Genomic DNA, 25,623 nt, shown 5'->3' with positions numbered 1-25,623 from the left:
GAGGCGTACGGCTGTTCCACGATGACATTTTGCCGAATCGGCCGCTGACGCTATAAAGGAATCCGAGTCGCTATACCCCGAGTCGCCTGATCGCCAATAAAGGGGGCTGGTTGCTTTGCGCCTGTTCGTCGCCCTCTCGTTGCCCGACGAGGTCCGCCTCGGATTGTCGCATCTCTGCTGCGGATTGCCCGGCGTGCGCTGGGTGGCGCCGGAGAATTTCCACATCACGCTGCGCTTCATCGGCGAAGTCGACGGCGGCACCGCCGACGATATCGACGCGGCCCTCTGCGGCATCCGCGCGCCCGCCTTCGCGCTCGAGCTCGCCGGCGTCGGCCATTTCGGCGACGATTCCAAGGTGCGCGCGGTCTGGGCCGGCGTGCGTCCGCAACCGGCGCTGCAGCATCTCCATGACAAGATCGAATCCGCCGTGGTCCGTGCGGGCGCGCGGCCCGACGGCCAGCGCTTCCGGCCTCACGTCACCTTGGCGCGGCCGAATCAGCCGCCGCCGCCCTCGAAGATGCAGGCCTTCCTCGCCCAGCATGGGCTCTATCGCAGCCGGCCCTTCGACGTGACGCACTTCACCATCTATTCGAGCTTCATCGGCGGCGAGGGTCCCTATTACCGCGCCGAATGTTCCTACGAATTGTCGCGCGCGACGGTCTCCGCCAAATAGCGCATGAGCCCGGCGACGCCGGCGTCGATCAGCCGATAACTCAACCGATATTGCGCCTCGCCGCCATAATAGGGATCGGGCACTTCCGCCCGTCCGCAATCGGGCGCGTGAGCCAGCAGCAGTGCCATTCGGGTTTGCACCTCGGGCGGCGCCAGGCGGCGCATGAACGCCAGATGGCTGCGATCCATGCCGAGCAGCAGATCGAACCGCTGGAAATCCGCACGGTCGAGCTGTCTTGCCCTGAGATCGCCGATCTCGACGCCGTGACGCGCAGCTTCGGCGATGGCGCGGGGATCGGGCGCGTCGCCGACATGATAGCCTTCGGTCCCGGCGGAATCTCCGGAGAGCCGGTCTTCGAGCCCGGCCTCGCGGATGCGGTGGCGGAACAGCCCCTCGGCCGTGGGCGAGCGGCAGATATTGCCGGTGCAGACAAACAGGATCCGTTTCATTGCGTTACAAATGGCGTTGGGCCGCGGCGTCCGGGGGGCTTGGCGGGACGCCGCGGGCGATTAGAATGGAACCTCGATCATGGCACGCAACCTCGTCATCTTAACCGGCGCCGGCATCTCGCAGGAGTCCGGTCTCGAGACCTTCCGCGATGCGGACGGAATCTGGGCGAAGGTGCGCGTCGAGGATGTGGCGACGCCCGAGGGCTTCGCGCGCGATCCCGTCCTGGTGCATGGTTTCTATAACCAGCGCCGCCGCCGGTTGTTGTCCGATACCGTGGTGCCGAATCCGGCCCATCACGCGCTGGCCAGGCTTGAACGCGCCTGGGCCCAGGCTGGTGCGGGGGCGTTCCTGCTGGTGACCCAGAACATCGACGATCTCCATGAACGTGCCGGCAGCGAGGCGATCGTGCATATGCATGGCGAGATGCTCAAGGCACGCTGCATGGCTTGCGAGGCGGTGCTGCCCTGGCATGACGATCTTACGGTCGAGGCAATATGCCCTGCCTGCGGCGAGCGCGGGGGCCTGCGGCCGCATGTGGTGTGGTTCGGCGAGATGCCGTTCGAGATGGATCGGATCTTCGAGGCGCTGGGCCGGGCCGATCTCTTTCTCTCGATCGGCACCTCCGGCAATGTCTATCCCGCCTCGGCCTTCGTCGAGCTGGCGCGGGCCGCGGGCGCCCACACGGTCGAGCTCAATCTCGAGCCCAGCCAGGGGGCGGCCCTGTTCGCCGAGGCGCGGCATGGTCCGGCGAGCGAGGTGGTGCCGCATTATGCCGAGGCCCTCATCGACGCGGCCGCACGTCTGCGTTCCTGATGGCGAGCAAACTCGACACCCTGCTGAAGCAGGCGCAGGGCTGCCGGGTCTGCGCCGCGGCTCTCCCGCATGGCTGCCGCCCGGTTTTGCGCGCCTCGTCGAGCGCGAAACTTCTCATCGTCGGCCAGGCGCCGGGCCGGCTTGTGCACGAAACCGGCATTCCCTGGAACGATCCGTCGGGCGATCGCCTGCGCCAATGGCTCCGGATCGACCGCGAGCGCTTCTACGACGTGAAGCAGATCGCGATCGTGCCGATGGGATTCTGCTTTCCCGGCACCGACGGGGCTGGCGGCGACCGGCCGCCGCGGCCCGAATGCGCGCCGCTCTGGCATCCGCAGATCATGCCGTTCCTCAAGGGCGTCGAGCTCACGCTGCTGGTCGGAAGCTATTCGCAGGCGTTCTATCTGGGCCGGCGTCGCGGCAGCACCATGACCGATACGGTGCGCCGCTTCGCCGACTATCTGCCGCAATTCCTGCCGCTGCCCCATCCTTCCTGGCGCAACACCGGCTGGATCAAACGCAATCCCTGGTTCGAGGAAGACTTGTTGCCGGTCTTGCGCCGGCGGGTGCGCAAGGCGTTGGGGACAACCGAGCAGCCCCCTCCCTAGCCCTCCCCCGCAAGCGGGAGACGGGGCAGATTTTTGTTGTCCCCTCCCCCTGTAAGGGGGAGGGCTAGGGAGGGGGCTGCTCGCTGTCGATTTGGCGTTCTACGCCTGCGCGCCGGCGGCGCGGCTGTCGGATTCCTCCTCGAGCCGCTCCATGTCCTCGTCGCTATAGCCGAAGTGATGGCCGATCTCGTGGATCAGCACATGGCGCACGATATGCTCGAGCTCCTCGTCGCTGTCGCACCAGAAATCCAGCAGCGGCCGGCGATAGAGGAAGATCATGTCGATGTCGGTGACGACGTCGCTGACGCTCTTGGCGCCCAGCGGCTGTCCGCGATAGAGACCCAGGAGGTCGAACGGAGTCTCGAGCTCCATCTCCTCCTCGGTCTCGGCATCGGGAAAATCCTCGACGCGGATGATCACCTCCTGGACATGCTGCGCCAGCTCTTCGGGAATCGTCTCGAAGGCGGCGGCCGCGATCTCCTCGATCTCGGCCAGGTCCGGGGCGACGCCGAAGCGGCGGGAGGTCTTGATCAGATCGGCCATGGTCTCTCGCTCAAGGGGCTATGCCCGTCATTCTCACGCGCCGGCGCCGTTCGCCACTGGGGCAAGGGTGAGGCAGCGCTATCTGAAGATGTAGGATAGCGCGTTTACGAGACTCTGACCCGCGCCTGCAAAGGAGATTTCATGATCGCCAAGCTCGATGCCAATGCCCGTGCCGCCGCCCTCCAGGAACTGGCCGGATGGCAGGCGGTCGCCGGTCGCGACGCCCTCCACAAATCTTTCAAATTCAAGGACTTCAACGAGGCCTGGGGATTCATGAACCGGGTCGCGCTGCTGGCCGAGAAGATGGACCACCATCCGGAATGGTCCAATGTCTATAACCGGGTCGAGATCACCCTCTCGACCCATGATTGCGACGGCCTCTCGGAGCGCGACGTGAAGCTCGCCCGCGCGATCGGGAAGATCGCGGGATAGGGCCCCCGCGATCCTTCCTCGATCCCGCCTTCGGGCCCGCCTTAGCGCGGCGCCATGCGCAGCGCGCCGTCGAGGCGGATCACTTCGCCATTGATCGCGGTGTTCTCGATGATGTGGAGGCAGAGCCGCGAATATTCGTCCGCCCGCACCAGCCGGCTCGGGAAGGGCATGGTGTCGGTCAGGCTCTTCTGAATTTCCGGCGGCAGGGTGAGCATCATCGGCGTCGCCACCAGACCCGGCGCGATGGTGTTGACGCGGATGCCCCGGCCGGCGAGATCGCGCGCGGCGGGCAGCGTCAATCCGACGATGCCGGCCTTGGAGGCGGCGTAGGCCGCCTGGCCGATCTGGCCTTCATAGGCCGCGACCGAACTGGTCGAGATGATGACGCCGCGCTCGCCGTCGGCCAGCGCCTCGGCGCCCGCCATGTCGGCGGCCGCCAGCCGCATCATGTTGAAGGTGCCGATCAGGTTGATGGTGATGACCTTGCTGAACTTCTCCAGCGCCAACGGCCCGTCCTTGCCGACGATGCGGCCCGGAATGAGGATGCCGGCGACGTTGATCAGGATGCGTGCCGGCCCATGGCGCTCGCGCGCGGCCTTGACCGCCGCCTCCCCCGCGGCCGCGTCGGACACGTCGGCGATCGCGGCAAAGCCGCCGATCTCCCGGGCGACCGCCTCGGCCGCCTCGCGATTGACGTCGACCAGCGTCACCTTGGCCCCCGCCTTCGCCAGGTGGCGCGCCACGTCGGCCCCCATGCCGGAGCCGCCGCCGGTGACGATCGCTGCCTGTCCCTTGATCTCCATGGCCCTCGCCTCTTCCTCGAAAAATGGCTGATTTCCGCGGCCGACCGGCGCTTAGCCCCGGCCTGCCGCGGCGCAGAATGACCAGCCGGGCCTCCGGCTGCAAGGGTCGGAAGAATTCTCATAATACCCGTGCCTTGCGGAGGGGGATGGCCAGGGCCATATGCCCGCCCATGACCACGGACACGCCCACAGCCGCCGATGTCGGCGCGGTCGCGACCAGCACCGCCCTGACGCCCTACGATCCCGCGAAGTTCCAGCGCGACCAGGCCCGCGTGTCCCGGGGCTTCTGGACCAAGCTGCGGCGCGTCGCGGGCAAGCTGCCTTTTCTCGACATGCTGCTGGCGGCCTATTACTGCGCGCTCGATCCGGCGACGCCGCTGCGGGCCAAGGCGACCCTCATGGGTGCGCTCGCCTATTTCGTCCTGCCGGTCGATCTGATTCCGGATTTCCTCACCGGCATCGGCTTCGTCGATGACGGCACCGTGCTCTATGCCGCGATCCGCGCCGTCACCGAGCATATCAAGCCGGCCCATCGCGAGCGCGCCAAGGATCTCATCCAGCGCAAGCTGGTCGACGCCGGCAAGCCGCCCGCCGCCTGACGCGTCACCTCGCCTCTTCGACGGCCTTCGCTTCGATCCGGGCCTTGGCCTGCGCGCGCGGCAGCCGCGCCTCGCGCCGCGCGATATAGACGGTCGAGACCACGATGATCGCGGCCCCCAGCACCGTCCAGAGATCCACGGTCTCGGCGAAGGCGAGATAGCCCGCGATACCGGCGAAGAGCAGCCGCAGATAATCGAAGGGGGCGACGATCGAAGCCTCCCCGGCACGATAGGCGCGGATCCAGAAGGACTGCGACAGGGCCCCCAGGATTCCGATGAAGACCAGCAGCCCCCATTCCGCCGTCGTCGGCCATTGCCAGACGTAGAGGGCCGGCGGCAGCGCCGCGATGGTCGAGAAGACGCCGAAATAGAACATCATCCCGAGCGGCGTCTCGCCCGGCGGCAGGCGCTTGATCAGCGTCACCAGGAAGGCGATCGAGAGCGAATCCGCAAGCGCGAAGAGGGCGGCGCTGTTGAAGGTCTCGGCCCCCGGCCGCACCATCACCAGAACGCCGATGAACCCGACCGCGGTCGCGCTCCAGCGCCGCCAGCGCACGATTTCATGCAAGATGACGACGGCGAGAATGGTGGAGAACAGCGGCTTGGTGAAGCTGAGCGCGGTGTAGGACGCGAGCGGAATGCGCGCGATCGCGTAATAGCTCGCGAACATGGCGATGAGGCCGAAGAGACCGCGCAGCGCATGGATCTTGAGCGAGCGCGTCTGCAGCACCTCGATGCCATAGGCAGCCACCAAGGGCAGGATGGCGATGAAGCCGATCAGGCAGCGGAAGAAGGCGATCTGGAAACTGTCGAGCCGATGGCCGAGCAGTTTGATCGCGATCGCCATGAAGGTGAAGATGACGCCGGACCCGATCATCCAGAGCGCGCCGCGCAGATTGCCCGAGAGCGCCATCCAGCGCTGCTCGACCGAGACGGGGACGACCCTCATGCGGCGGGCCCGGTCTTCGTGACGATCGGGGGCTTGGTGACGATCGCGGGCGGCTCGTCCGGCAGGGACGAAGCGAGGGCTGCAGCCGGCATGGCTTTGAGCTTGACCTCGCGCCGCGCGATATAGACCGCGGCCGCGGCGATGATGGCGCTGCCGACCCAGGTCCAGTTGTCCGGCACCTCGGCGAAGAAGAGCCAGCCGATGATGGCAGCGAAGACGAGGCGCGCATAATCGTAGGGCATCAACGAGGAAGCTTCGGCCAGGCGCAGCGCGCGCACGAAGCTCATATGCCCGAGCGAGCCGGCCAGGCCCATCGTCAGCAGCATCGGCCAGAGCGAGGCCGCGGGCCACTCCCAGACGAAGAGCGCGGGGATGAGCGCCATCGGCGTCTGGATCAGCACCATGATGGTGACGACCGCGGTGGTGGATTCGCTGCGCACGAGCTGCTTGGTGAAGATGATGCCGCAGGCGCCCAAGGCCGCCGAGGCCAGCGCGAACAGGGCCCCGGCGCTGAAGGCGTCGGCGCCGGGGCGCAGGATCACCAGCACGCCGGCGAAGCCCACCAGGATCGCGGTCCAGCGCCGGATCCGCACCTGCTCGCCCAGGAACATCGCCGCCAGCAGCGTGGCGAAGAGCGGCGAGGCGAAGCTGAGCGCGATCGCCTCGGCGAAGGGCAAGAGTTTCAATGCCCAGAACCAGGCGAACATGGAGAGGAGCCCGACCGCGGTGCGGCCGAGATAAAGCTTCATGCGATGGCGATTGAGCGATTCGAGCCCCGCGGTCTTGATCCAGGGCAGCATGAAGAGCAGCCCGAACAGGTTGCGGAAGAACACTGCCTGGAACGGGTGCATCGCCCGCGAGGCTTCGCGGATGAAGGCGTTGAGGATCGCGAACAGCAGGCAGGCGACCAGCATCCACAGGATGGCGCGGACCGGCTGTGGCAGCCGGCCGGCCGCCTCGGCGAGCTGGGACGCAAAGGCGGGAAGGGGAAGCGGCAGGCCCATGATGCGACGCGTGATCGAAGACCTGGTCACCCTAACCGTTCGGTCATCGTCACGCCATGGGCAGGGCTGACCGGTTGAGGCTGTTCGAGGAGACGCTCGCCACGCCGCTTTGTTCCCTCCCCCAACTTTTGGGGGAGAGTGGGGGAGGGGGCTGCTCGGTGTCGGCCCCTTCGCACCCCGACGAGATCGCGAACCGAGTCATCCCCCTCCCTGCCCTCCCCCAAAGTTGGGGGAGGGGATAAGTGGAGCTCCGTTCCGCAGCGCTCATGTCGCGATCTCATCACTATGATGCCGCCAGCGCGCTTGCCTTGGGCGGCCTTGCGGGCGAAGAATCCCCGGCCCCGCCTCGACCTGGGCTCTCCAGACTTCATTTCCCGCGAAAAGCACCCGCCCATGACCTCCTCGACCCCGACTCCCGATGCCGACCGCCCGATCTGGCGCCCCAGCGCGGAACGGCTGGCCGCGGCCAACCTGACGGGGTTCCGGACCCGGGTCGAGGCGCGCTGGAAGGTGGAGCTGCCCGATTTCGACGCGCTCTGGCGCTGGTCGGTGGCCCATCGCGACCAGTTCTGGCTCTCGGTCTGGGAGGAGACGGGGATCGTCGGCGACGGTCCGGGCAAGACGGCGCTGAAGGATGGCGACCGCATGCCAGGCGCCAAGTTCTTCCCCGAGGCCAAGGTGAACTATGCCGAGAACCTGCTGCGCCAGCGCGACGAGGGCGACGCGCTGGTGTTCTGGGGCGAGGATCGCGTCAAGCGGCGGATGAGCCGGCGCGAGCTCTACGATCTGGTGTCGCGGCTGGCGGCCGCCATGCGCGCCATGGGCATCAAGCCGGGCGACCGGGTCGCGGGCTTCGTACCCAACATGCCCGAGACCATCGCGGCCACGCTGGCCACCGCCTCGATCGGCGCGATCTGGTCCTCCTGCTCGCCCGATTTCGGGGCGCAAGGCGTGATCGACCGGTTCGGCCAGATCGAGCCCAAGCTGCTCTTCGCCGCCGACGGCTATTTCTACGGCGGCAAGGCGTTCGACTGCCTGGCGCGGGTGGCCGAGTTCCTGCCGCGGCTGCCCTCGGTCGAGCGCGTCGTGGTGTTCCCCTATGCCGGCGGCGGCACGATGCCGGCCAAGGCCGTCACGCTCGCGGACTTCGTGGCGCCGCATAAGGCCGAGACCATCCGCTTCGAGCGGCTGCCCTTCGACCACCCGCTCTTCATCATGTATTCCTCAGGCACGACCGGCGTGCCGAAATGCATCGTCCATGGCGCCGGCGGCACGCTGATCCAGCATCTCAAGGAGCATCGCCTCCATAGCGACATACGCGAAGGCACGCGCATGTTCTATTTCACCACCTGCGGCTGGATGATGTGGAACTGGCTCGTCACGGGCCTGGCCTCTGGCGCCACCCTGCTGCTCTATGACGGCTCGCCCTTCCATCCGACCGGCAACATCCTGTTCGATTTCGCCGCCGCCGAGCGCTGCGATTTCTTCGGCACCTCGGCCAAATTCATCGATGCCTGCAACAAAGCGGGGCTGAAACCGATCGAGACGCATGACCTGAAGGCGCTCAAGACCATCGCCTCCACCGGCTCGCCGCTGCTGCCCGAGGGCTTCGACTATGTCTACTCGCACATCAAGAGGGACGTCTGCCTGTCCTCGATCTCGGGCGGCACCGACATCGTCTCCTGCTTCGTGCTGGGCAACCCGACCGGATCCGTCTGGCGCGGCGAGATCCAGGCGCGGGGCTTGGGCATGGGCGTCGAGGTCTGGAACGACGAAGGCAAGCCCGTCGTCGCCGAGAAGGGCGAGCTGGTCTGCACCAAGGCTTTCCCCTCGATGCCGGTCGGGTTCTGGAACGATGCCGACGGGGCCAAATACCGGAAGGCCTATTTCGAGCGCTTCGACAACATCTGGTGCCATGGCGACTATGCCGAGATCACGCGCCATGGCGGCATGATCATCTATGGCCGCTCCGACGCCGTGCTTAATCCCGGCGGCGTGCGCATCGGCACCGCCGAGATCTATCGCCAGGTCGAGCAGCTGCCCGAGGTGATCGAGAGCATCGTCATCGGCCAGGATTGGGAAGGCGACGTGCGGGTCGTGCTGTTCGTGCGGCTCAAGGAAGGCCTCACGCTCGATGCGGCGCTGACCGACAAGATCAAGCGCCAGATCCGCGCCAACACCACGCCGCGCCATGTCCCGGCGCGCATCCTCCAGGTCACCGACATCCCGCGCACCAAGAGCGGCAAGATCACCGAGCTCGCCGTCCGCGACATGGTCCATGGCCGCGCCATCAAGAACAAGGAAGCGCTGGCGAACCCGGAGGCGCTGGAGCTTTACAAGGACCGGGCGGAGCTGCGGGAGTAGAGAACGCCCAACAGGGACGTTGCGGGCAGTGCCCCGCCGTTATTGTTCCATTTCTGGCGCAGCGCCGGGAGCCGGCCTGCGATAGAAGCCGACAATCTGACCTGATGCGACACCGATCGTGAGGTTAGGTTCTGCTTCGAAGCGGATTGGAAAGACCTCGCTGGGCTTCTTTCGCAACGCGACGTAGAACGCGGATTTGGTTTCTGCAGCGATCTTCAATATTCCATGCCAAAATGAAAAGAAGCGTCCAGCAACCGCCATGTGAGGTTGCATGGTGCCAAGGTTACTACCTTCTTGCGGCACGGCCGGGGTAACGAAACCCGCATATTCCTGTCCGCTCGCAATCCGGAACCGGGACCGCACGAGAAATATTCCATCTGCCGGATCAACCGGCACTTGGCCTGTCCAAGGCCTGAAGGTCTCTTCATCGGTGTCGTCATGCCAGGGCTCATCTTGATCGGTGCCGTGGCAACTTACCCAAATGGGATGCAATTCGAAGTCCGACGCTGACAAATCACCGAATTGCTTGAGCAGCGGGTTGCTGGCTTGCCTGCGTGACCTTCCTCCCAGCCCGAACCACGACCGCAAGCCCATAAGGTGCCTCGTCAGACTGTCTTCGGCAGCGTGACCCCGATCATCGCGTCGCGCGTGACGAGGCCTGTGAGCGTCTCCTCGCTCCAACCTTCGGTGCCGGCGGGCCTCAGCGGCAGCACGATGTAGCGCAGCTCCGCCGTCGAATCATGGACTCGCACTTCCATGGAAGCCGGCAGCTCGGTGCCGAATTCTTTGAGCACAGCGCGCGGCTCGCGCACGGCGCGCTTGCGGTAATCGGCGTTCTTGTACCAGGCGGGTGGCAGGCCCAGAAGCGCGCGCGGATAGCAGGAGCAGAGGGTGCAGACGATCACGTTGTGGAGGGTAGGCTTGTCCTCCACGACCGTGAGGCGCATCCCGTCGAGCTCGATGCCGAGCTCAGCGCAGGCCTTGGGGCCGTCCGCCAGGAGGCGCGCCTTGTAGGCGGGATCGGTCCAGGCCTTGGCCACCACGCGCGCGCCCAGATGGGGTCCCCGCATATCCATGCGCTCGATCTGGGCGCGGATCTCGTCGGCGCCGAGCACGCCCTTCTCGACCAGCAACTCGCGGAGTGCCACCGCCATCACCTGGTAATAGCCGGTGGGCGGCGGATCGTCGCTTTGCGTCGGGTGGCGATGCGGCGCGCCGCCTTCGCCGTCGTGATGATCATGGTCGTGATCATGCGGATGGCTCTGGGTCATTCCCTCACCTCTCGTCAGGCCGGCTCGAGCCAGTTGGCATAGAGTTCGATCTCGATGCTGTCGCCGGCGGGGCCCGCATAGTCCGGCCAGATCTCATGCTGCCGGAAGCGCACGCGATAGAGCGGCAGCCCGGGCAGCCCCGGGCGCCCGAAGGCGCGCTCCTCGGCATTGATGCAATCGCCGCAATCGCGCTCGATCACGCCGCTGGCTCCACGGATATAGATCGGCGTCCGGATGTGGCCAGGCGGAAAGGCGCGGCGCACGCGCACCGGGTCGCCCGCGCGGAAGCGTGACGCCGTCATTGCCGGCCTTCCGCTTCGATCTCGGCCATGCGCTTGCCGAGCTCGTCGGCCTGGATGACGCCGCGCTGCATCAGGTTCCAGGCGATCGAGGCGGTCCAGCGCTCGTAATAGGACAGGGAGGTGTAAGCCTCCGCACCCAGCCGCTCGATCGCGTTCCGCAGCTCGTCGACGCTGAAGACGCCTTTGCGCGTCAAGAGCACCAGGAGCGCATCGACCCGCTTCTCCCACAGCGTGACCGCATGCTCATGGCGATCGACGGCACCGCCGGGAAGTCCGCCCATATCGTGGATCCCGCGCGCAAGCTCCGGGACGTCGTCGCTGGGAACAGTCGCCATGATCGGTGCCTCATGAAGGGCTGGCGGAGAAACCTATGCCAACGAGATTACAATCCCGGCGGCGGCCGCACGCAAACCGTTTGTGCGATCCCGGTCGCGCGCGCGGCTCAGCCGCCGGCGGCCGCGGCGGCCTCGCGCCGGATCCAGTCGCGGAAGGCCGCGAGCTTGGGCCGCTCGAAGGCGCCCGCCGGCGCCACGAGGTAGTAGCCGTAATCGGTCGAGAGGCTGGTCTTGAAGGGCCGGATCAGGCGGCCGGCGGCGAGATCGTCGCTGACCAGGGCCCCCGGCGAGAGCGCCACGCCCAGCCCGTCGATCGCCGCCTGGATCATCAGGTTCGAATAGTTGAAGGCGAGCGTGCGATTGGGACGGATCTGTCCCACGCCCGCGGCCGTGAGCCAGGCGGCCCAGGCATCCTCGCGCCAGTCATAGTCGATCAGGAGCGTGTGGTTCGCGAGGTCCTCGGGCTTCTGCAGCGGCGGCGTTCCGGTCAGGAGCGCCGGGCTGCAGACCGGGAACCAGTCATGGCGCATCAGCTTGTCGACCAGAAGATCGGGCCAGTTGCCGCGCCCGTAGCGGATCGCGAGATCGATATCGTCGCGCGCGAAATCGACCAGCTTCTCGCTCGCGGTGATGCGGACATCGATGTCGGGATATTCCTGGCGGAAGGTGCGCAGGCGCGGCACCAGCCATTTCGCCGCGAAGGAAGGCAGCGTGCTGACCGTCAAGGGCCCCGCGCTCTCGCGCCGCTTCAACTGGCGCGAGGCCTCGCCCAGCCGGTCGAAGGCCTCCATCACCGGCTTCAGATAGGCCTGGCCCGCGTCGGTCAGGATCACCTGGCGGTTGGCGCGCCGGAACAGGCGCACCCCCAGCCACTCCTCCAGCGCCTTGATCTGATGGCTGACGGCGCTGTGGGTGACATGGAGTTCGTCGGCCGCCCGGCTGAAGGAGAGAAGCCGGGCGGCGGAGGCGAAATATTGGATCGATTTCAACGGTGGCAGCCGCTCGACCATGGCCCCGAATGTCCCGCTACATGTGAGGTGAGCTAACAGAACCTATGAGAAACTATCGTTTGCCGATGACCCCTGCAAGCTTCATGTTCCAGCCCATGAAACAAGGGCGGAAGCGGTTTTGACGACCTCGTCACGAACCCTGGCCCTCTGTGAAAGGAATGAAGAAATGATGACCGAATCTCTGGATTGCCGGTTAGGGACCGAGGCCAGTCGGAATCAGGACCGTTCCCTTTCCCTGAAAGCCGCCGACCTGGATCGGACCACTATCCATCGGGTCGGCGAATGGCTGGTCCGGGTGACCGACTCGCTCCTGTCCTGGCAGTACCGGGCCCATGAGCGCTCCCACCTCATGACCCTGGACGACCGCATGTTGCGCGATATCGGGCTCGCGCGGGCCGATGTGGAGAACGAGGCCGCGAAGCCCTTCTGGCGTCCCTGAGGGAAGGTCACCCCGTCGTGGCAGACCTTCCCTACTTCCGCCGGCTGGCCCGCTATAACGGATGGGCCAACCGGCGGCTTTATTTGGCCTGCGCCGATCTCTCGCCCGCCGAATGGGCGGCCCCCCGCGCAGGATTTTTCCCGTCGTTGCAGAAAACGCTGAACCACATCCTGGTCGGCGACCGGGTCTGGCTGTCCCGCTTCGAGCAGGTCGAGTTGCCCCATCGCCGCCTCGACGAGGTGCCCTATCCGGAATTTTCCGCGTTGAAGGCGGCGCGCGAGGCCGAGGACGAACGGATTGTCACCTACACATCGGGACTGGATTCCGAGCGCCTCGAGGGCGATCTGGCCTATCGCAACATGGCCGGCGAGTTCCAGGTGACCCCGCTGCGCTGGAGCCTGGCGCATTTCTTCAATCACCAGACCCATCATCGGGGACAGGCCCACGCCATGCTCTCGAGCACGGATGTGAAGCCGCCCTCGCTGGACATGATCGTCTTCCTGCGGGAAGAACTGGCGAGCTGACGGGCGCCGCGGTGGCGCGGCAATCGCTTAAATCTTCCGTCACTCCCGACTTTCGCCCCCACTCCCCCCGTCATCCCCGCTTTCGCGGGGATGACGACGGAGCGAGGTGACGATGAAGGCGCGCGGGGGCCCTTAGAAGGCGGGCGAAGCGCTCAAGCCGGCCCTAAACCGCGCCGCCCCGCCGATATTCCCACACGCTCGCCGGCGGCAGGTTCGCGAAGACGCGTTCCGCGACGCGGCCGACCAGGCCGAAGCGGCGGCGCGCGATCGGCGAGAAGGGGCCGTAGGTGAATTGGATGATCGGCCCCTCCTTGCCGACCACCTTGATCGCCTCCTCGACGATCTTCTGCTGCACCGGCTTGCTCATCGAGAGCAGCGGCAGGCCCGACACCACCGCGCGCACCGGCGGCAGATGCATCGGCGCCAGCAGCCGCGACAGCTCGGTGGCATCGCCCAGGATGATGCGCGCGGTCGGGAACTGTTTATGCAACAGCGCATGCAGGGTCGGATCGCGCTCGATCACGATCAGGTCCTCGGGCGCGATGCCGGTTTCGATCAGGCCGCGGGTGATGACGCCGGTGCCGCCGCCCAGCTCGACCACCGGGCCCTTGCGATCGGTCGGCACCAGCCGCGCCATCGCCAGGGCCAGCTCGCGGCTCGAGGGCACGATGGCACCCAGCTTCATCGGGTTGCGAATCCAGATTTTGAGCCAGGTCAGATGATGTGACGACATGAGGTCCAATCGCGGAAGCGGCGGCAGAATGGCAAGTTTCAGCGACAAGTCTGTTACATGGCGATGATCGGGCGGGCGCACCAGGGTGGGCCGGTATCCTGGACCCTCACCGGGCGCGGGTCAGGAACAAGCGGTTCAACGCATTGAAAAGCCTGTAGGTGGCGGCGAACTCGGCGGCGAAATGGACCGGTGTCCAGCGCTTGGGATCCTGCTCCGCCAGGAGGGCGCCGATCAGGGCGATGGAGCGCTGCCCGTCGATCAGTGCCAGGATCGGACCCGTTCCGGTCGAGGTCGGGAAGCGGGCCTCATAGCCGTCGGCCTTGACGGTGAGCTTCCCGCCCGGCCGCAACCCCCGCGCCAGCTCGACGCCGTTGCCGTCCTTGAGGACCGGCACCGCGGCCGGGTCCTCGGCATCGGCGACGGCCAGGGTCGCGCGTCCCTTCGGCACGGCATAGGCGATATGGGTCTTGAGATTGCCGGCGAGCAGCTCGGCCGCGGCCGCGCGTTGCCAACGGTCGAGCGCGTTCAAGGGGGTCAGCAGCTTCGGATCGGCGAGATAGCTGGCGGGATCGTAGCGCCAGGGCTCGATCAGCGCGGTCGGCGCCAGGCCGGCGGCATCGATCAGCGCCACCAGCTCGCCCACGCGATAGGCGCGGTCGCGCGCATGCAGCAGCAGATCGTGGATGCCGGCATCGCCCGCCTGCAGGTGATCGCCGAGCACGGGATTGCGCGCGAACAGGTTGGTCGCGGGCAATTGCCGCAGCAGGCGCTTGGCGGTCTCGATGCGCTTCTCGGCGGGATCGTTCTCGCCCAGCATCCGCAGGAGATCCTGCATCGGATAGACGCCCGAGCGTCCCAGCTCGCCATAGACCATGAGGCCGATGCCGCCCTCCGGCGACAGCGCCTCGCGAAGGATGCGCAGACCGGCCAGCGGATCGGCCAGATGATGCAGCACGCCGCAGCAATCGATGTAGTCGAATTCGCCCAGCCCCAGTCGCGGCAGATCCTCGATCGCCGCCGCATGGAACGTCACGCTGCGAAGCTCGCGCGTGCGGATGCGGGCCTCGGCGATGTTGCGCGAGGCATGGCTCAGATCGAGATAGTGGATCTCGGCGGGACAACCGATGTCGGCCAGTTGCTGCGCCAGCATCACGAGTCCGTCGCCGGTGCCGCCGCCCGCCACCAGTGCCCGGAAGGGAAGCTGCCAGTCGCGCTGGCCGGCGAAGAGATAGTGATCGATCTCGAGACGATGGCTGGGCGAGCCTTCGATCAGCCGTTTCGTCTCGTCGCGCGGATCGCGCGGCGGGTAGGGATAGGCTTCATATTGCTCGCGCACGCGATCGTCGGTCATGGGCGGTGCGGGTCGAGGATCAGCCGCGGCCGGTGGTCAGGACCACCTTGCCCGTAGCGCGCCGCGAGGTCAGCAGCTCGAGCGCCGTCGCCGCCTCCGCCAGATCGAAGCGATGGGAGATGAGCGGCTTGAGCTTGCCCTCGCGGTGCCAGGCGAAGAGCTGGCGGAACGAAGCCTCCACCAGTTGCGGCTGCTTGCGGCGATAGGAGCCCCAATAGATGCCCATCGCCGCCAGATTCTTCACCAGCAGATAATTGGCCGGGATCTGCGGCACGCCGCCGCCGGCGAAGCCCACGATCAGGAGGCGCCCGCCCCAGTTGGTGCATTTGAGCGCCTGGTCGAACAGCTCGCCGCCGACCGGGTCATAGACCACATCGACGCCGCCGCCCTCGCAGATCTCCTTGATGCGCTGGCGCAGGGTCTCGGCGCGATAATCGATCAGATGATCGGCGCCATGGGCCTTGGCGATGGCGAGCTTCTCCGGCCCGCCGGCGCAGGCGATCACGCTTGCCCCCATCGCCTTGCCGATCTCGACCCCGGTCAGCCCGACGCCGCCCGAGGCGCCCAGCACCAGCAGGGTCTCGCCGGGCTTGATATGGGCGCGCCATTCGAGCGCGCCATGCGAGGTGCCATAGGCGATGGCGAAGCCCGCGGCCGTGACGAAATCCATCTCGGGCGGAATCGGGAAGCAGTCGATCTCGCGCGCCACGGCCTGCTCGGCGAAGCCGCCATGATCGACCACGGCCATGACCCGATCGCCCGCCTTCACGCGGCGCACATGGGCGCCGACCGCCTTGACGCGGCCGGCCACCTCGAATCCCGGCACGAAGGGCGGCAGCGGCCGCTCCTGATATTTGCCGGCGATGATGAGCGAGTCGGCGAAATTGAGTCCGCAGGCGGCGACCTCGATCGCTACCTGATCGTTGTCCGGGGCTGGCAGATCCGGCCGCTCGGCGAGCGCCAGTTGATCGAGACCGCCCCAGGCCCGTGCCTCGATGACACGCATCGTTCAGAAACGCCCTTCGCCGGTGGAGCGGATCCGGCCCACCTCGAGATGGGCGCGATTGAGCACCGGCGGCATCAACAGGTCGGCGAACTGCTTGGCTTCGGCCGCCGACACCAGCTTGAGGCGCCGCAGGGTCTGCGCCATCGCCGCCTCGGCCGCGCGGCCGGCGCCGTCATCGGCCTTGATCGCCACGCCGAGGCCGAGGCTGGGGAGGATCGCGGCATAGACGCCCTCGGCTCCGCCCTTGAGCACGAAGCGGTTCTTGAAGGTCGCCATCGTGCTCGAGCCGAAGCGCCCGGTACCGCCGAGCAGCATCGGCCAGGCCATGATCGCCGCGACGATGCGCTTGCAGGCATTGGCGCGGTCGGCCGAGAGCTTGCGCGGATCGGCCATCCTGGCGAGCCCATGGGCCATGGCGCGCAGCGGCATGCCGAGGACGGGGATGCCGCAGCCATCGATGCCGCGGGGACTGCGCGTGAGATCGACGCCGGTCATCTCCGACATCGCCCGGGTCACGCGCTGCTGCACCGGATGCTCGTAGCGGATATAGCCCTTGGTCGGCTCGCCCTCGTGGCGCGCGGTGGTGAGGAAGCCCGTATGTTTGCCCGAGCAGTTGTTGTAGATCGCGGTGATGTCGCCGCCATTGGCGACGAGCTGGAGCATGGTCGGTTCGTGATAGGGCAGATGTGCGCCGCATTCGAGATCGGCGATCTCGCAGCCGACGCGCGCCAGCCAGTCATGGACCCGATCGGTATGTTGCGGTTCGCCGTTATGCGACGAGCAGGCGAGCGCGATCTCCGGCTCGCCCAGCTCGAATGCGTCGGCCGCTCCCGTCTCGAGCAGCGGCAGGGCCTGGAACGGCTTGATCGCGGAGCGGCCATAGATCGGGCGCTCGATGTCGCCCCAGCTCTCGACCAGCTTGCCGCCGGCATCGACCACGGCGACCGCGAGACGATGGCGGCTCTCGACCATCTCGCCGCGCGTGACCTCGATCAGCACCGGATTGGCGGGTGGTTTCCGATCGGCGGACGGTGCCTGGGAGGCGCGCGGCGCCGCCGCCGGTTTCGCCACCGCCTTGATTTTGGTCTTCGCCTTGGCCTTGACCTTTACCCGGCTCTTGCCGCCGGCCGCCCGTTTCGCGTTCGCGTTGCGACCGGCGGTCTTGCGGGCCGCTCTGCGTGCCATCGCCCGAAACCGTTTCCATTGATCCGAGGGCGCCACCTTGCCTTGGCCGCAGGCCCCATGCAACCTTCGCCGCCATGCGCGGTTATTTCGGCATCGGCATCGAAGGCGTCAGCAAGCCGATGAATCTCGGCAGCCTGATGCGCACGGCCCATGCGTTCGGCGCCAGCTTCTGCTTCGCCATCGGCGCGACGTTCGACACGCGCGAGGCCCGCCTGGCCGATACGTCGGATGCCTTGCAGAGCCTGCCGTTCCACGATTATCCCGACCTCGCGGCCTTCCAGCTGCCGAAGGGTTGCCAGCTGGTCGGGCTGGAATTCATCGAGGACGCGGTCGAGCTGCCGAGCTTTCGCCACCCGACGCGCGCCGCCTATGTGATGGGGGCCGAGCGCGACGATCTCTCGCCGGCCCTGCTCGCGCGCTGCGACCATGTCGTGAAGATTCCGACGCGGTTCTGCATCAATGTCGCCTTGGCCGGCGCGCTCGTGATGTATGACCGGATGATCTCGCTGGGACGCTTCGCCGAGCGGCCGGTGCGCGCCGGCGGTCCGACGGAAGCGCCGGCGCCTCATCGCCATGGCGAGCCGATCTGGAAACAGAAGCAGCGAACACGCTTGCCGAAGCCCTAACGGACCCGCTCCAAAAGGGGCGCTGTTAAGCATAAATTAACCAGACTCAAGGCCTTCTGGGTGGGTTCGCAGGAAATGCGCGAACGACCGGGTGTTTTCCGCCGAAATATGGTTAATTTGCTCCGCCTGCTCTTGCAGCTTTCCGCGAATTGCCCTAAATGGGCGATCACGGAAAGACTACAACCTGTTGTCATTTAAGGCAAATTTTAGGCAGCCCCTCCCGGCGGGCAGCGCGAAGCTAGGTAGGTGATCGGTATGAAACGCCTCGTGTCGTTCCTGTTTGCTTGCGGCCTTGTTGCTGCGGTTTCCGCGCAACCGGCCTTGGCCCAAGAGCCCAAGCAAATCGGCAAGTTCGGCTCCTGGACCGCGATGACTTTCCAGGAAGACGGGCATACCGCCTGCTATGTGATGAGCCAGCCGACCCGCAAGGAGGGGAATTACACCCGCCGCGGCGAGGTCTATCTCTTGATTACGCATCGCCCGGCGCAGAAGTCGACCGGCGTGGTGAGCTTCACCGCCGGTTACGACTACAAGCCCGATGGACAGGTCAAAGTCGATATCGATGGTACCGGCTTCGATCTTTTCACCAAGGATGACACCGCCTGGGCCCGCGACGGCGACGATGCCAAGATCGTCGATGCGATGGTCAAGGGCACGACGCTGGCGATCAGTGGCGAATCCTCGCGCGGCACGAAGACGGTCGATACCTATTCGCTGACCGGGTTCGGCAAGGCGCTCCAGGCCATCAACAAAGCCTGCGACGTCGGCGGCTGACGGCGCGCCGGGTTCTTCGAGGCCCGGCGACAACGCCGACGAAATCCAGCGTCGGCCGAGGGAAACGGCCAGAGATCATGCGCTGCAGATGGGCCTGGCTGATCGGCCTCCTCTTTCTCGCAATCGCATCCGCGGCGCGCGCGCAGACGCCCGACAGCGTTTCCCTCGAGGATCTCACCTGGACCGAGCTGCGCGATCAGATCGCGGCCGGGAAGACCACGATCATCGTGCCGATCGGCGGGACCGAGCAGAGCGGTCCGGCGATGGCGCTCGGCAAGCATAATCATCGGGCGGCGTTGCTCTCGGAGAAGATCGCGCGGCAGCTCGGCAATGCGTTGGTGGCCCCCGTCATCGCCTATGTGCCGGAAGGGACGATCGATCCGCCGAGCGCGCATATGCGCTTTCCCGGTACCATCACGGTGCCCGACGATGTGTTCGAGACGACGCTCGAATATGCGGCCCGCAGCTTCAAGCTGCATGGCTTCCGGGACATCGTTTTCGTCGGCGATCATGGCGGCTATCAGAAGGATGAGACGGTCGTGGCCGATCGCCTCAATCGCGAATGGGTCAAGACGCCGGTGCGCGTGCATGCGCTCATCGAATATTACGACATCACGCAGACGGACTATGTGAAGGCTCTCGAGGCCCGCGGCTACAGCGCGGAGGAGATCGGAACCCATGCCGGGCTCGCCGATACCTCGCTCACCCTGGCTTTGGATCCGAGCCTGGTCCGCCTCGACCAGCTCCAGGCTGGGACAAAATTCGGACGCGCCGACGGGGTTTATGGCGATCCGCGGCGATCGAGCGCCGAGCTTGGCCAGATCGGCGTGGATCTGATTGTCGCACGCACGGTGAAGGACATCGCCAACGCGGTGCAAGAACGCTAGCGTCCGGCGCTATCACTGGCCCCGGCGAATCGACGCTGTGGTGCAACGTTCTTGTCGAAGATGAATAATCCGCAACATTCCGTCGGTCGCACCGCTCTGATCCTGCTTGGCCTGGCTGTTCTGGCGAGTTTCGCCGCCGGACCGGCGAGGGCTCGGCCCGAAGTCGAGACCGTCGCCGGCATGCCGCCGGTGGTCGACCCCGACAATCTCTACAGCGAGGCAGGCGCCAACCTCCTCAGTCCCGCCACGGCCGGCGCGCTGTCGCGGGTTTATGTTCCCAACCGGCGCTCCAACAGCGTCGACGTGATCGATCCGGCGACGCGCAAGGTGATCGACAGCTTCAAGGTCGGAATCAGCCCGCAGCATATCGTTCCCTCCTGGGACCTGAAGACGCTGTGGGTCGTCAATAACGGCCATGAGCTGCGCAAGGGCGTCGATGGCAGCGTCACGCCGATTGATCCCCGGACCGGCAAGCCGGGTCCCGAGATTCCGGTCGAGGATCCCTACAACCTCTATTTCACGCCCGACGGCAGCTCCGCGATCGTCGTGGCCGAGATGCATAAGCGGCTCGACTTCCGCGATCCGCATACGATGGCGCTGCAGATGTCGCTGGAGACGCCCGACTGCAACGGCATCAACCATGCCGATTTCTCGATCGACGGGCGCTACGCGATCTTCACCTGCGAGTTCGACGGCACGCTGGCGAAGATCGACATGGTGAACCGCAAGGTGCTGGGCTATCTGCCGCTGCCGCTGGCGAAGCATGGCATGCCGCAGGACATCCGCATCTCGCCGGACGGCGACGTCTTCTACGTCGCCGACATGCATGTCGGGGGCGTCTATGTCATCGACGGCGCGAGCTTCAGATTCGTGACCTTCATCCCGACCGGCCCCGGCGCCCATGGACTCTATCCGAGCCGCGACGGCACCCGGCTCTATGTCTCCAATCGCGGCAGCGGCATGGTCTTCGCCAAGCCGCATGGCGAGGGCAGCATCAGCGTGATCGATTTCGCGACCCGGAAGGTCGTCGCCAACTGGCCGATCCCCGGCGGCGGCAGCCCCGACATGGGCAATGTCTCGGCCGACGGCTCGCATCTCTGGCTGTCGGGCCGGTTCGACGACGTCGTCTACGACATCGACACCGCGACGGGCGCCATCACCCAGATCAAGGTTGGGCGTGAGCCCCACGGGCTGACGGTCTGGCCGCAGCCCGGCCGCTACTCCCTGGGCCATACCGGCAATATGCGCTGAGCCCCGGGTCGGTCGGGGACTTGAATAACCCGCTGACCGATCTCACTTTTCAGGCGGAGCCGGCGGCCTGGGCTGCGGCCATGGAACGCGGGTCCCGGGTCATCGCGCCATGGACCCTCCGGGCCCCCGGGTGATAAGAACAGGCCGGCTTTCCTAGCCCCGCTGCCGCCAAGAGTATGATCCGACGCCCATGAGCACGATCGCGCACGCCCAGAACTTCGCGCCGCCTGCCGCCCCCGCGGACGGGCGCCGGAATCTCGTGGGTCTCGATCGCGCCGAGCTTGAGGCCGAGATCGTGGCGCTGGGCGAGCCCGCCTTCCGCGCGCGCCAGCTCTGGCATTGGATCTATCACCGCGGCGTCACCGATTTCGCCGCGATGACCTCGCTCGCCAAATCCTTCCGCGAGAATCTGGCACAGCATTTCGTGGTGGCGCGGCCCGAGATCACGGTCGCCAGGCAATCGATCGACGGCACGCAGAAATGGCTGCTCAGATTCGCCGACGGCCAGGAGATCGAGACCGTCCATATTCCCGAGGAGGATCGTGGCACGCTCTGCGTCTCCTCGCAGGTCGGCTGCACCCTCACCTGCAAGTTCTGCCACACCGGCACGCAGAAGCTGGTGCGCAATCTCTCGGCCGCCGAGATCGTCGGCCAGGTGATGATGGCGCGCGATGCGCTGGGCGAATGGCCCTCGCCGCCGGACGGACGGCTCTTGTCCAACATCGTCATGATGGGCATGGGCGAGCCGCTCTATAACTGGGACAATGTCTCGAAGGCCCTCAAGATCGTGATGGACCATGAGGGCATCTCGATCTCGAAGCGGCGCATCACGCTCTCGACCGCGGGCGTGGTGCCGATGATCGAGGCCTGCGGCCGCGAGCTCGGCGTCAATCTCGCCATCTCGCTCCATGCCGTCACCGACGAGCTGCGCGACCGCATCGTGCCGATCAACAAGAAATATCCGATCGCCGAGCTGATGCGGGCCTGCCGCTACTATCCGGGCCTCTCCAACGCGCGGCGCATCACCTTCGAATATATCATGCTGAAGGATGTGAACGATTCGCCGGCCGATGCGCGCGCGCTCGTGGCGCTGCTCGCCGACGTGCCGGCCAAGGTCAATCTGATCCCGTTCAATCCCTGGCCGGGCGCGCCCTTCGAATGTTCCAGCCGGCGCGCGATCGAGGCCTTCAGCCAGATCGTGTTCGATGCCGGCTATGCCTCGCCCGTGCGCACCCCGCGGGGCCAGGACATCATGGCCGCCTGCGGCCAGCTCAAGAGCGAGAGCGTGAAGCTGCGCAAGAGCCAGCAGATCGCGGCCGACGCCGCTGCGGCCGAAGCGACCCGGCTGCCGCAGTAACCGGATCTCGCATCCGGGTCGCGATCAGCGGCCGCCATAAGCGTCCTCGAGCTTCCGCAATTCGACTTTCGCCATCGGCATCATCGCCGGCATGATCCGCTTCGCGCGTCAGCCCGGGTCGCAATTTTCGCAGAGCGCGACGCTAGGTCGGCCGCCGCCGCGATCGTGCCGGCGGCACGGCGTCGGCTTCGAACAGGCGGCGTACGGTGCGGCTCGACAGCGCCTCCAGCGCGTCGCGGCGGAGCGCCAGCAGCTTGCGGCCGCCCTCGCCCTGCTCTTCGATGAGCCCGGCATCGCGCAGGAAATGCAGATGATGGGTCACGGTCGGCTTGGAGAGATGAAGCTGGCGCGCCAGCTCGACCGCCGGCATGGCGCGCCGCGCCAGAAGATGGGCGATGGCGAAGCGCGTGGCATCGCCCAGCGCGCGGAACACCAGCGCCACGTCGCCGCCGGCCGCGGGCGTGAGGTTGCGGGCTGCGGAACCCGGCCTTGCTGCCGGGATCGCCGCGGGCTCGGACTCGAGAGCCCCGCCGCGCTGCGGCTCGGGCCCCAGGCTCGGGTCGAGGAAGGGGAGCCAGGCGGTGCCGCGCTCGCCTTCGGGATCCACGAACCACCAGCGCGGCTCGTTGAAGCTCGAGGGCAGGAACTGGAGGCTGCCGATCTGGCCCATGTCCGTGCGGGCGCCCCCCGTCACCTGGCGGAGGGCGCCGGCCTTGGGCTCGAACTCGACGCCCAGCCCCAGCCGGTGGCCCAGCCCCGTCCAATCGCCCCGTTCGATCCCGGCCGCGACCGAGGCCGCCAGCTTGGCTTCGGCCCCGGCGAGGCTGCGCCATAGCGGCTCGAACACCGCCTCGCGGAAGGCGTCGAGCCCCGCCACCAGGGCCCGCTGCCCGGCCTCGGGATCGGCAGCGAAGCGCGCCAGGGACGCCCAAAGCGGATGGTCGAGATCGGAAGGTTCGAAATCCATCGAACTCAATGCGAGAAGACGGGGCCGGGGGAGAGATGCCAAAGCCCGCGGCAAGGTCAGCCCGCCCACCGCGACCCGCCGGGCCAGCACAGGGTCGCCGAGCAGCGCTGTCAGCATGGCAGTGAGAACCGCGCCCGCGGGCCGATGCTCGATCCGGCCCAGGAGTTCGATGGGCGTCGAATCAAGCGGGACTGCGCCCGGCGCGGCCGCGGCGAGCAGCCAGATTTCCGGCGTGCCGCCGAGGGCAGCCTCCGCCGCCCAGTAGGTGCCGGGCAGGGCGCGGCGGCCCTGGCGGCGCCATTCGGGATGCCGCTGGGCGCGATCGCTGGCCAGCGACCAGGCCGCGAGGAACAGCTCGAGCCGCGGGCTGGCGCGGCACTCCCAGCGCGGCGGGGAGCCCGAGCTTGGAGCCATGGGCGGTGAAGGGCGGCGCGGAGGCATGGGTCTATGATTCGATTCTAATCTAACATTAGTTAGATAAATACTGAACTTCGGCCGATCAAGCGAAAGATGCACTCGCCGCCTTTGAAGCCCGACGTCGCAGCCGAGTGGCTTGCCCGTCCAGCCTCGATCCCTATACTCCGCGCGGCTTTTCTCCGGGAGAACTTTCGATCCATGCACGCCAAGGTCAAGAAAGCGGTGCTCGCCTATTCCGGCGGCCTCGACACCTCCGTGATCCTCAAATGGCTGCAGGAGGCCTATGGCTGCGAGGTGGTGACCTTCACCGCCGATCTGGGCCAGGGCGAGGAGCTGGAGCCCGCGCGCAAGAAGGCGCTGCTGCTCGGCATCAAGCCCGAGAACATCTTCATCGAGGACGTGCGCGAGGAGTTCGTGCGCGACTTCGTGTTTCCGATGTTCCGCGCCAACGCGCTCTATGAGGGCCAGTATCTGCTGGGCACCTCGATCGCGCGGCCCTTGATCGCCAAGCATCAGATCGAGATCGCGCGCAAGACCGGCGCCGACGCCGTCGCGCATGGCGCCACCGGCAAGGGCAACGACCAGGTCCGCTTCGAGCTGGGCTATTACGCGCTCGAGCCCGGCATCAAGGTGATCGCGCCCTGGCGCGAATGGGATCTCACCAGCCGCACCAAGCTGATCGAGTTCGCCGAGAAACATCAGATTCCGATCGCCAAGGACAAGCGCGGCGACGCGCCCTTCTCGGTCGATGCGAACCTGCTGCACAGCTCGAGCGAGGGCAAGGTGCTGGAGGATCCCTGGGCCGAGCCCGACGAGATGGTCTATCAGCGCACGATCTCGCCGGAAGCGGCCCCCGACAAGGCGACCTATATCGAGGTCGAGTTCGAGAAGGGCGACGCGGTCGCGATCGACGGCAAGCGGCTGTCGCCGGCGACGCTCCTGACCAAACTCAACGAGCTGGGAAAAGCGAACGGCATCGGCCGGCTCGACCTGGTCGAGAACCGCTTCGTCGGCATGAAGAGCCGCGGCGTCTATGAGACGCCGGGCGGCACGATCCTTCATGCCGCCCATCGCGGCATCGAGAGCCTCACGCTCGATCGCGGGGCGGCCCATCTCAAGGACGAGATCATGCCGCGCTATGCGGAGATGATCTATAACGGCTTCTGGTTCTCGCCGGAGCGGGAGATGCTCCAGGCCCTGATCGACAAGAGCCAGGAGAATGTCACCGGCACGGTGCGGCTCAAGCTCTACAAGGGCAACACGGCGGTGGTCGGCCGCAAATCGCCCAAGAGCCTCTACAGCCTGCAGCATGTGACCTTCGAGGAAGACGCCGGCGCCTACGACCAGCGCGACGCCGCGGGCTTCATAAAGCTCAATGCGCTCAGGCTGCGACTGCTGAAGAAGGGACGTGGCTGATCGCGATGGGGCGGGGTCCTGCGGATGCCGGACAGATCGATGTCCGCCTCGCCACCGCGTCGGACCTGGCGCTTCTGACCGCGCTGTCGCTGCGCTTCTTCGACTATCTCAAGGCGACCGTGGCCGATGCGTTCTGGGAGGGCGCCGAGCCGCGGGCCGATCTGGCGCGGGCCGATTTCGAAGCGGCCTTCGCCAAGGGCGATCTCGTCCTGATCGCCTCGCTGGCGGGCGCGCCCGTCGGTTATCTCTATGGCCGGGTCGAGCCCGCTTATGTCAGGGAATCGCCGATTCCCTCGATGGGCTACATCTCCCATTGCTTCGTGCGCGACGAGGCGCGCGGCCGGGGCGTGGCCTCGGCGCTGGCGCAGGCGGCCGAGCGATGGTTCCAGGATCGCGGCATCGAGCATATCGAGTTGCGCTACAGTCTCGCCAACAAGGCGGCGGCCGCTGTCTGGACCAAGCTCGGCTATGCGCCGCAGCGCCTCACCTGCCGCAAGTCGCTGCGCCGCACCGGCAACCCTTAAGCGCCCGAAC

Annotated in this window: 30 protein-coding genes; 15 read left to right on the top strand and 15 right to left on the bottom strand. The window is 66.7% G+C overall.

Annotated features, from left to right (window positions below):
* The first annotated feature begins 115 nt into the window (after window positions 1-115).
* Entirely contained in the window at window positions 116-673 is a 558-nt protein-coding gene (gene thpR / locus FRZ44_RS25340; protein WP_151179803.1) for an RNA 2',3'-cyclic phosphodiesterase, read from the top strand.
* On the opposite strand, the gene FRZ44_RS25335 is transcribed toward thpR, so the two are convergent.
* Entirely contained in the window at window positions 637-1,122 is a 486-nt protein-coding gene (locus FRZ44_RS25335) for a low molecular weight protein-tyrosine-phosphatase (protein ID WP_151179802.1), read from the bottom strand. The genes thpR and FRZ44_RS25335 overlap by 37 nt on opposite strands.
* 79 nt (window positions 1,123-1,201) lie before the next feature.
* Between FRZ44_RS25335 and cobB the strand changes: the two genes are divergently transcribed.
* Window positions 1,202-1,936, top strand: coding sequence for a Sir2 family NAD+-dependent deacetylase (gene cobB / locus FRZ44_RS25330; RefSeq protein WP_151179801.1), 735 nt, complete (start codon window positions 1,202-1,204; stop codon window positions 1,934-1,936).
* The gene (locus FRZ44_RS25325) at window positions 1,936-2,544 is read left to right on the top strand and encodes a uracil-DNA glycosylase family protein (RefSeq protein ID WP_151179800.1); all 609 of its coding nucleotides are present in this window, start codon (window positions 1,936-1,938) and stop codon (window positions 2,542-2,544) included. The genes cobB and FRZ44_RS25325 overlap by 1 nt, the downstream gene beginning before the upstream one ends.
* 99 nt (window positions 2,545-2,643) lie before the next feature.
* Here FRZ44_RS25325 and FRZ44_RS25320 read toward each other — a convergent pair whose 3' ends face one another.
* Window positions 2,644-3,087 (bottom strand): metallopeptidase family protein, encoded by a 444-nt coding sequence (locus FRZ44_RS25320; RefSeq protein WP_151179799.1) that lies wholly within the window; start codon window positions 3,085-3,087, stop codon window positions 2,644-2,646.
* 141 nt (window positions 3,088-3,228) lie between these two features.
* Here FRZ44_RS25320 and FRZ44_RS25315 point away from each other — a divergent pair, with 141 nt between their 5' ends.
* A complete protein-coding gene (locus FRZ44_RS25315) occupies window positions 3,229-3,519 on the top strand; it encodes a 4a-hydroxytetrahydrobiopterin dehydratase (protein WP_151179798.1) in 291 nt (96 codons plus the stop codon).
* 41 nt (window positions 3,520-3,560) lie between these two features.
* Here the strand turns inward: FRZ44_RS25315 and FRZ44_RS25310 are convergent, their stop codons facing one another.
* Window positions 3,561-4,322 carry an SDR family NAD(P)-dependent oxidoreductase gene (locus FRZ44_RS25310; RefSeq protein ID WP_151179797.1) on the bottom strand — a complete coding sequence of 254 codons (762 nt, stop codon included), beginning with the start codon at window positions 4,320-4,322 and terminating at the stop codon, window positions 3,561-3,563.
* A gap of 170 nt (window positions 4,323-4,492) precedes the next feature.
* Here FRZ44_RS25310 and FRZ44_RS25305 point away from each other — a divergent pair, with 170 nt between their 5' ends.
* Window positions 4,493-4,921 carry a YkvA family protein gene (locus FRZ44_RS25305; protein ID WP_151179796.1) on the top strand — a complete coding sequence of 143 codons (429 nt, stop codon included), beginning with the start codon at window positions 4,493-4,495 and terminating at the stop codon, window positions 4,919-4,921.
* Window positions 4,922-4,925: 4 nt separating this feature from the next.
* Here the strand turns inward: FRZ44_RS25305 and FRZ44_RS25300 are convergent, their stop codons facing one another.
* Both FRZ44_RS25300 and FRZ44_RS25295 read right to left on the bottom strand, forming a co-directional pair.
* The gene (locus FRZ44_RS25300) at window positions 4,926-5,870 is read right to left on the bottom strand and encodes a DMT family transporter (RefSeq protein ID WP_151179795.1); all 945 of its coding nucleotides are present in this window, start codon (window positions 5,868-5,870) and stop codon (window positions 4,926-4,928) included.
* Window positions 5,867-6,904, bottom strand: coding sequence for a DMT family transporter (locus tag FRZ44_RS25295; protein WP_151179794.1), 1,038 nt, complete (start codon window positions 6,902-6,904; stop codon window positions 5,867-5,869). The genes FRZ44_RS25300 and FRZ44_RS25295 overlap by 4 nt, the downstream gene beginning before the upstream one ends.
* 363 nt (window positions 6,905-7,267) lie before the next feature.
* On the opposite strand from FRZ44_RS25295, the gene FRZ44_RS25290 reads away from it, so the two are divergent.
* Complete coding sequence (locus FRZ44_RS25290) at window positions 7,268-9,238, top strand: acetoacetate--CoA ligase (RefSeq protein WP_151179793.1); 1,971 nt, start codon at window positions 7,268-7,270, stop codon at window positions 9,236-9,238.
* Between the two features lie 39 nt (window positions 9,239-9,277).
* On the opposite strand, the gene FRZ44_RS25285 is transcribed toward FRZ44_RS25290, so the two are convergent.
* The 5 genes from FRZ44_RS25285 to FRZ44_RS25265 form a co-directional block, all read right to left on the bottom strand.
* Entirely contained in the window at window positions 9,278-9,832 is a 555-nt protein-coding gene (locus tag FRZ44_RS25285; protein ID WP_151179792.1) for a hypothetical protein, read from the bottom strand.
* An 11-nt stretch (window positions 9,833-9,843) separates the two neighbouring features.
* The gene (nthA, locus tag FRZ44_RS25280; RefSeq protein ID WP_151179791.1) at window positions 9,844-10,509 is read right to left on the bottom strand and encodes a nitrile hydratase subunit alpha; all 666 of its coding nucleotides are present in this window, start codon (window positions 10,507-10,509) and stop codon (window positions 9,844-9,846) included.
* A 14-nt stretch (window positions 10,510-10,523) separates the two neighbouring features.
* The gene (locus FRZ44_RS27655) at window positions 10,524-10,811 is read right to left on the bottom strand and encodes an SH3-like domain-containing protein (protein WP_151179790.1); all 288 of its coding nucleotides are present in this window, start codon (window positions 10,809-10,811) and stop codon (window positions 10,524-10,526) included.
* The gene (locus tag FRZ44_RS27650; RefSeq protein WP_407658026.1) at window positions 10,808-11,146 is read right to left on the bottom strand and encodes a nitrile hydratase; all 339 of its coding nucleotides are present in this window, start codon (window positions 11,144-11,146) and stop codon (window positions 10,808-10,810) included. Before FRZ44_RS27650 ends, FRZ44_RS27655 begins: the two co-directional genes overlap by 4 nt.
* A 107-nt stretch (window positions 11,147-11,253) precedes the next feature.
* The gene (locus FRZ44_RS25265; RefSeq protein ID WP_151179789.1) at window positions 11,254-12,156 is read right to left on the bottom strand and encodes a transcriptional regulator GcvA; all 903 of its coding nucleotides are present in this window, start codon (window positions 12,154-12,156) and stop codon (window positions 11,254-11,256) included.
* Between the two features lie 166 nt (window positions 12,157-12,322).
* Here FRZ44_RS25265 and FRZ44_RS25260 point away from each other — a divergent pair, with 166 nt between their 5' ends.
* Together FRZ44_RS25260 and FRZ44_RS25255 are read left to right on the top strand one after the other, a co-directional pair.
* Window positions 12,323-12,595: a DUF1127 domain-containing protein gene (locus tag FRZ44_RS25260; protein WP_225308442.1), complete on the top strand. Its 273-nt coding sequence runs from the start codon at window positions 12,323-12,325 to the stop codon at window positions 12,593-12,595.
* A 17-nt stretch (window positions 12,596-12,612) separates the two neighbouring features.
* Window positions 12,613-13,119 (top strand): DinB family protein, encoded by a 507-nt coding sequence (locus FRZ44_RS25255; protein ID WP_151179788.1) that lies wholly within the window; start codon window positions 12,613-12,615, stop codon window positions 13,117-13,119.
* A gap of 163 nt (window positions 13,120-13,282) precedes the next feature.
* Here the strand turns inward: FRZ44_RS25255 and FRZ44_RS25250 are convergent, their stop codons facing one another.
* The 4 genes from FRZ44_RS25250 to FRZ44_RS25235 all read right to left on the bottom strand — a co-directional run bounded on the left by FRZ44_RS25250 (window position 13,283) and on the right by FRZ44_RS25235 (window position 17,394).
* Window positions 13,283-13,852 carry a class I SAM-dependent methyltransferase gene (locus FRZ44_RS25250; protein WP_151179787.1) on the bottom strand — a complete coding sequence of 190 codons (570 nt, stop codon included), beginning with the start codon at window positions 13,850-13,852 and terminating at the stop codon, window positions 13,283-13,285.
* Between the two features lie 106 nt (window positions 13,853-13,958).
* Window positions 13,959-15,203, bottom strand: a complete 1,245-nt coding sequence (locus FRZ44_RS25245; protein ID WP_151179786.1) for a class I SAM-dependent methyltransferase — start codon at window positions 15,201-15,203, stop codon at window positions 13,959-13,961.
* Between the two features lie 19 nt (window positions 15,204-15,222).
* Complete coding sequence (locus tag FRZ44_RS25240) at window positions 15,223-16,209, bottom strand: NADPH:quinone oxidoreductase family protein (protein ID WP_151179785.1); 987 nt, start codon at window positions 16,207-16,209, stop codon at window positions 15,223-15,225.
* A 3-nt stretch (window positions 16,210-16,212) separates the two neighbouring features.
* Window positions 16,213-17,394 (bottom strand): asparaginase, encoded by a 1,182-nt coding sequence (locus FRZ44_RS25235; RefSeq protein WP_151179784.1) that lies wholly within the window; start codon window positions 17,392-17,394, stop codon window positions 16,213-16,215.
* A 74-nt stretch (window positions 17,395-17,468) separates the two neighbouring features.
* On the opposite strand from FRZ44_RS25235, the gene FRZ44_RS25230 reads away from it, so the two are divergent.
* The 5 genes from FRZ44_RS25230 (at window position 17,469) to rlmN (ending at window position 22,289) form a co-directional block, all read left to right on the top strand.
* On the top strand, window positions 17,469-18,020 hold the full coding sequence (locus FRZ44_RS25230; protein WP_151179783.1) for an RNA methyltransferase: 552 nt from the start codon (window positions 17,469-17,471) through the stop codon (window positions 18,018-18,020).
* Between the two features lie 255 nt (window positions 18,021-18,275).
* Entirely contained in the window at window positions 18,276-18,794 is a 519-nt protein-coding gene (locus FRZ44_RS25225; RefSeq protein ID WP_151179782.1) for an invasion associated locus B family protein, read from the top strand.
* Between the two features lie 77 nt (window positions 18,795-18,871).
* On the top strand, window positions 18,872-19,681 hold the full coding sequence (locus tag FRZ44_RS25220) for a creatininase family protein (protein ID WP_151179781.1): 810 nt from the start codon (window positions 18,872-18,874) through the stop codon (window positions 19,679-19,681).
* A gap of 60 nt (window positions 19,682-19,741) precedes the next feature.
* Window positions 19,742-20,932, top strand: a complete 1,191-nt coding sequence (locus FRZ44_RS25215; protein ID WP_151179780.1) for a YVTN family beta-propeller repeat protein — start codon at window positions 19,742-19,744, stop codon at window positions 20,930-20,932.
* A gap of 190 nt (window positions 20,933-21,122) precedes the next feature.
* On the top strand, window positions 21,123-22,289 hold the full coding sequence (gene rlmN / locus FRZ44_RS25210; protein WP_151179779.1) for a 23S rRNA (adenine(2503)-C(2))-methyltransferase RlmN: 1,167 nt from the start codon (window positions 21,123-21,125) through the stop codon (window positions 22,287-22,289).
* A gap of 142 nt (window positions 22,290-22,431) precedes the next feature.
* On the opposite strand, the gene FRZ44_RS25205 is transcribed toward rlmN, so the two are convergent.
* Window positions 22,432-23,670, bottom strand: coding sequence for an ArsR/SmtB family transcription factor (locus tag FRZ44_RS25205; protein WP_191908295.1), 1,239 nt, complete (start codon window positions 23,668-23,670; stop codon window positions 22,432-22,434).
* A 201-nt stretch (window positions 23,671-23,871) separates the two neighbouring features.
* Here FRZ44_RS25205 and FRZ44_RS25200 point away from each other — a divergent pair, with 201 nt between their 5' ends.
* A complete protein-coding gene (locus tag FRZ44_RS25200) occupies window positions 23,872-25,089 on the top strand; it encodes an argininosuccinate synthase (protein ID WP_151179777.1) in 1,218 nt (405 codons plus the stop codon).
* 5 nt (window positions 25,090-25,094) lie between these two features.
* Window positions 25,095-25,613, top strand: a complete 519-nt coding sequence (locus FRZ44_RS25195; protein ID WP_151179776.1) for a GNAT family N-acetyltransferase — start codon at window positions 25,095-25,097, stop codon at window positions 25,611-25,613.
* Window positions 25,614-25,623: the final 10 nt, after the last annotated feature.

It is taken from the genome of Hypericibacter terrae, assembly GCF_008728855.1.
Classification (GTDB): domain Bacteria; phylum Pseudomonadota; class Alphaproteobacteria; order Dongiales; family Dongiaceae; genus Hypericibacter; species Hypericibacter terrae.
Note: the sequence above shows the minus strand (reverse complement) of the source record. Positions and strands in the feature narration are given on the sequence as shown.

What these genes read in the sequence shown, in the direction of transcription:
- FRZ44_RS25200 (WP_151179777.1), top strand. Translation starts at nt 23,872, where the DNA reads ATGCACGCCAAGGTCAAGAAAGCGGTGCTCGCCTATTCCGGCGGCCTC.
- FRZ44_RS25195 (WP_151179776.1), top strand. Translation starts at nt 25,095, where the DNA reads ATGGGGCGGGGTCCTGCGGATGCCGGACAGATCGATGTCCGCCTCGCC.
- FRZ44_RS25235 (WP_151179784.1), bottom strand. Translation starts at nt 17,394, where the DNA reads ATGGCACGCAGAGCGGCCCGCAAGACCGCCGGTCGCAACGCGAACGCG.
- FRZ44_RS25305 (WP_151179796.1), top strand. Translation starts at nt 4,493, where the DNA reads ATGACCACGGACACGCCCACAGCCGCCGATGTCGGCGCGGTCGCGACC.
- FRZ44_RS25250 (WP_151179787.1), bottom strand. Translation starts at nt 13,852, where the DNA reads ATGTCGTCACATCATCTGACCTGGCTCAAAATCTGGATTCGCAACCCG.
- FRZ44_RS25230 (WP_151179783.1), top strand. Translation starts at nt 17,469, where the DNA reads ATGCGCGGTTATTTCGGCATCGGCATCGAAGGCGTCAGCAAGCCGATG.
- FRZ44_RS25260 (WP_225308442.1), top strand. Translation starts at nt 12,323, where the DNA reads ATGATGACCGAATCTCTGGATTGCCGGTTAGGGACCGAGGCCAGTCGG.
- nthA (WP_151179791.1), bottom strand. Translation starts at nt 10,509, where the DNA reads ATGACCCAGAGCCATCCGCATGATCACGACCATGATCATCACGACGGC.
- FRZ44_RS25320 (WP_151179799.1), bottom strand. Translation starts at nt 3,087, where the DNA reads ATGGCCGATCTGATCAAGACCTCCCGCCGCTTCGGCGTCGCCCCGGAC.
- FRZ44_RS25325 (WP_151179800.1), top strand. Translation starts at nt 1,936, where the DNA reads ATGGCGAGCAAACTCGACACCCTGCTGAAGCAGGCGCAGGGCTGCCGG.
- FRZ44_RS27655 (WP_151179790.1), bottom strand. Translation starts at nt 10,811, where the DNA reads ATGACGGCGTCACGCTTCCGCGCGGGCGACCCGGTGCGCGTGCGCCGC.
- FRZ44_RS25265 (WP_151179789.1), bottom strand. Translation starts at nt 12,156, where the DNA reads ATGGTCGAGCGGCTGCCACCGTTGAAATCGATCCAATATTTCGCCTCC.
- FRZ44_RS25290 (WP_151179793.1), top strand. Translation starts at nt 7,268, where the DNA reads ATGACCTCCTCGACCCCGACTCCCGATGCCGACCGCCCGATCTGGCGC.
- FRZ44_RS25245 (WP_151179786.1), bottom strand. Translation starts at nt 15,203, where the DNA reads ATGACCGACGATCGCGTGCGCGAGCAATATGAAGCCTATCCCTACCCG.
- FRZ44_RS25225 (WP_151179782.1), top strand. Translation starts at nt 18,276, where the DNA reads ATGAAACGCCTCGTGTCGTTCCTGTTTGCTTGCGGCCTTGTTGCTGCG.
- cobB (WP_151179801.1), top strand. Translation starts at nt 1,202, where the DNA reads ATGGCACGCAACCTCGTCATCTTAACCGGCGCCGGCATCTCGCAGGAG.
- FRZ44_RS25335 (WP_151179802.1), bottom strand. Translation starts at nt 1,122, where the DNA reads ATGAAACGGATCCTGTTTGTCTGCACCGGCAATATCTGCCGCTCGCCC.
- FRZ44_RS25240 (WP_151179785.1), bottom strand. Translation starts at nt 16,209, where the DNA reads ATGCGTGTCATCGAGGCACGGGCCTGGGGCGGTCTCGATCAACTGGCG.
- FRZ44_RS25310 (WP_151179797.1), bottom strand. Translation starts at nt 4,322, where the DNA reads ATGGAGATCAAGGGACAGGCAGCGATCGTCACCGGCGGCGGCTCCGGC.
- FRZ44_RS25285 (WP_151179792.1), bottom strand. Translation starts at nt 9,832, where the DNA reads ATGGGCTTGCGGTCGTGGTTCGGGCTGGGAGGAAGGTCACGCAGGCAA.
- rlmN (WP_151179779.1), top strand. Translation starts at nt 21,123, where the DNA reads ATGAGCACGATCGCGCACGCCCAGAACTTCGCGCCGCCTGCCGCCCCC.
- FRZ44_RS27650 (WP_407658026.1), bottom strand. Translation starts at nt 11,146, where the DNA reads ATGGCGACTGTTCCCAGCGACGACGTCCCGGAGCTTGCGCGCGGGATC.
- FRZ44_RS25300 (WP_151179795.1), bottom strand. Translation starts at nt 5,870, where the DNA reads ATGAGGGTCGTCCCCGTCTCGGTCGAGCAGCGCTGGATGGCGCTCTCG.
- FRZ44_RS25220 (WP_151179781.1), top strand. Translation starts at nt 18,872, where the DNA reads ATGCGCTGCAGATGGGCCTGGCTGATCGGCCTCCTCTTTCTCGCAATC.
- FRZ44_RS25215 (WP_151179780.1), top strand. Translation starts at nt 19,742, where the DNA reads ATGAATAATCCGCAACATTCCGTCGGTCGCACCGCTCTGATCCTGCTT.
- FRZ44_RS25205 (WP_191908295.1), bottom strand. Translation starts at nt 23,670, where the DNA reads ATGGCTCCAAGCTCGGGCTCCCCGCCGCGCTGGGAGTGCCGCGCCAGC.
- FRZ44_RS25315 (WP_151179798.1), top strand. Translation starts at nt 3,229, where the DNA reads ATGATCGCCAAGCTCGATGCCAATGCCCGTGCCGCCGCCCTCCAGGAA.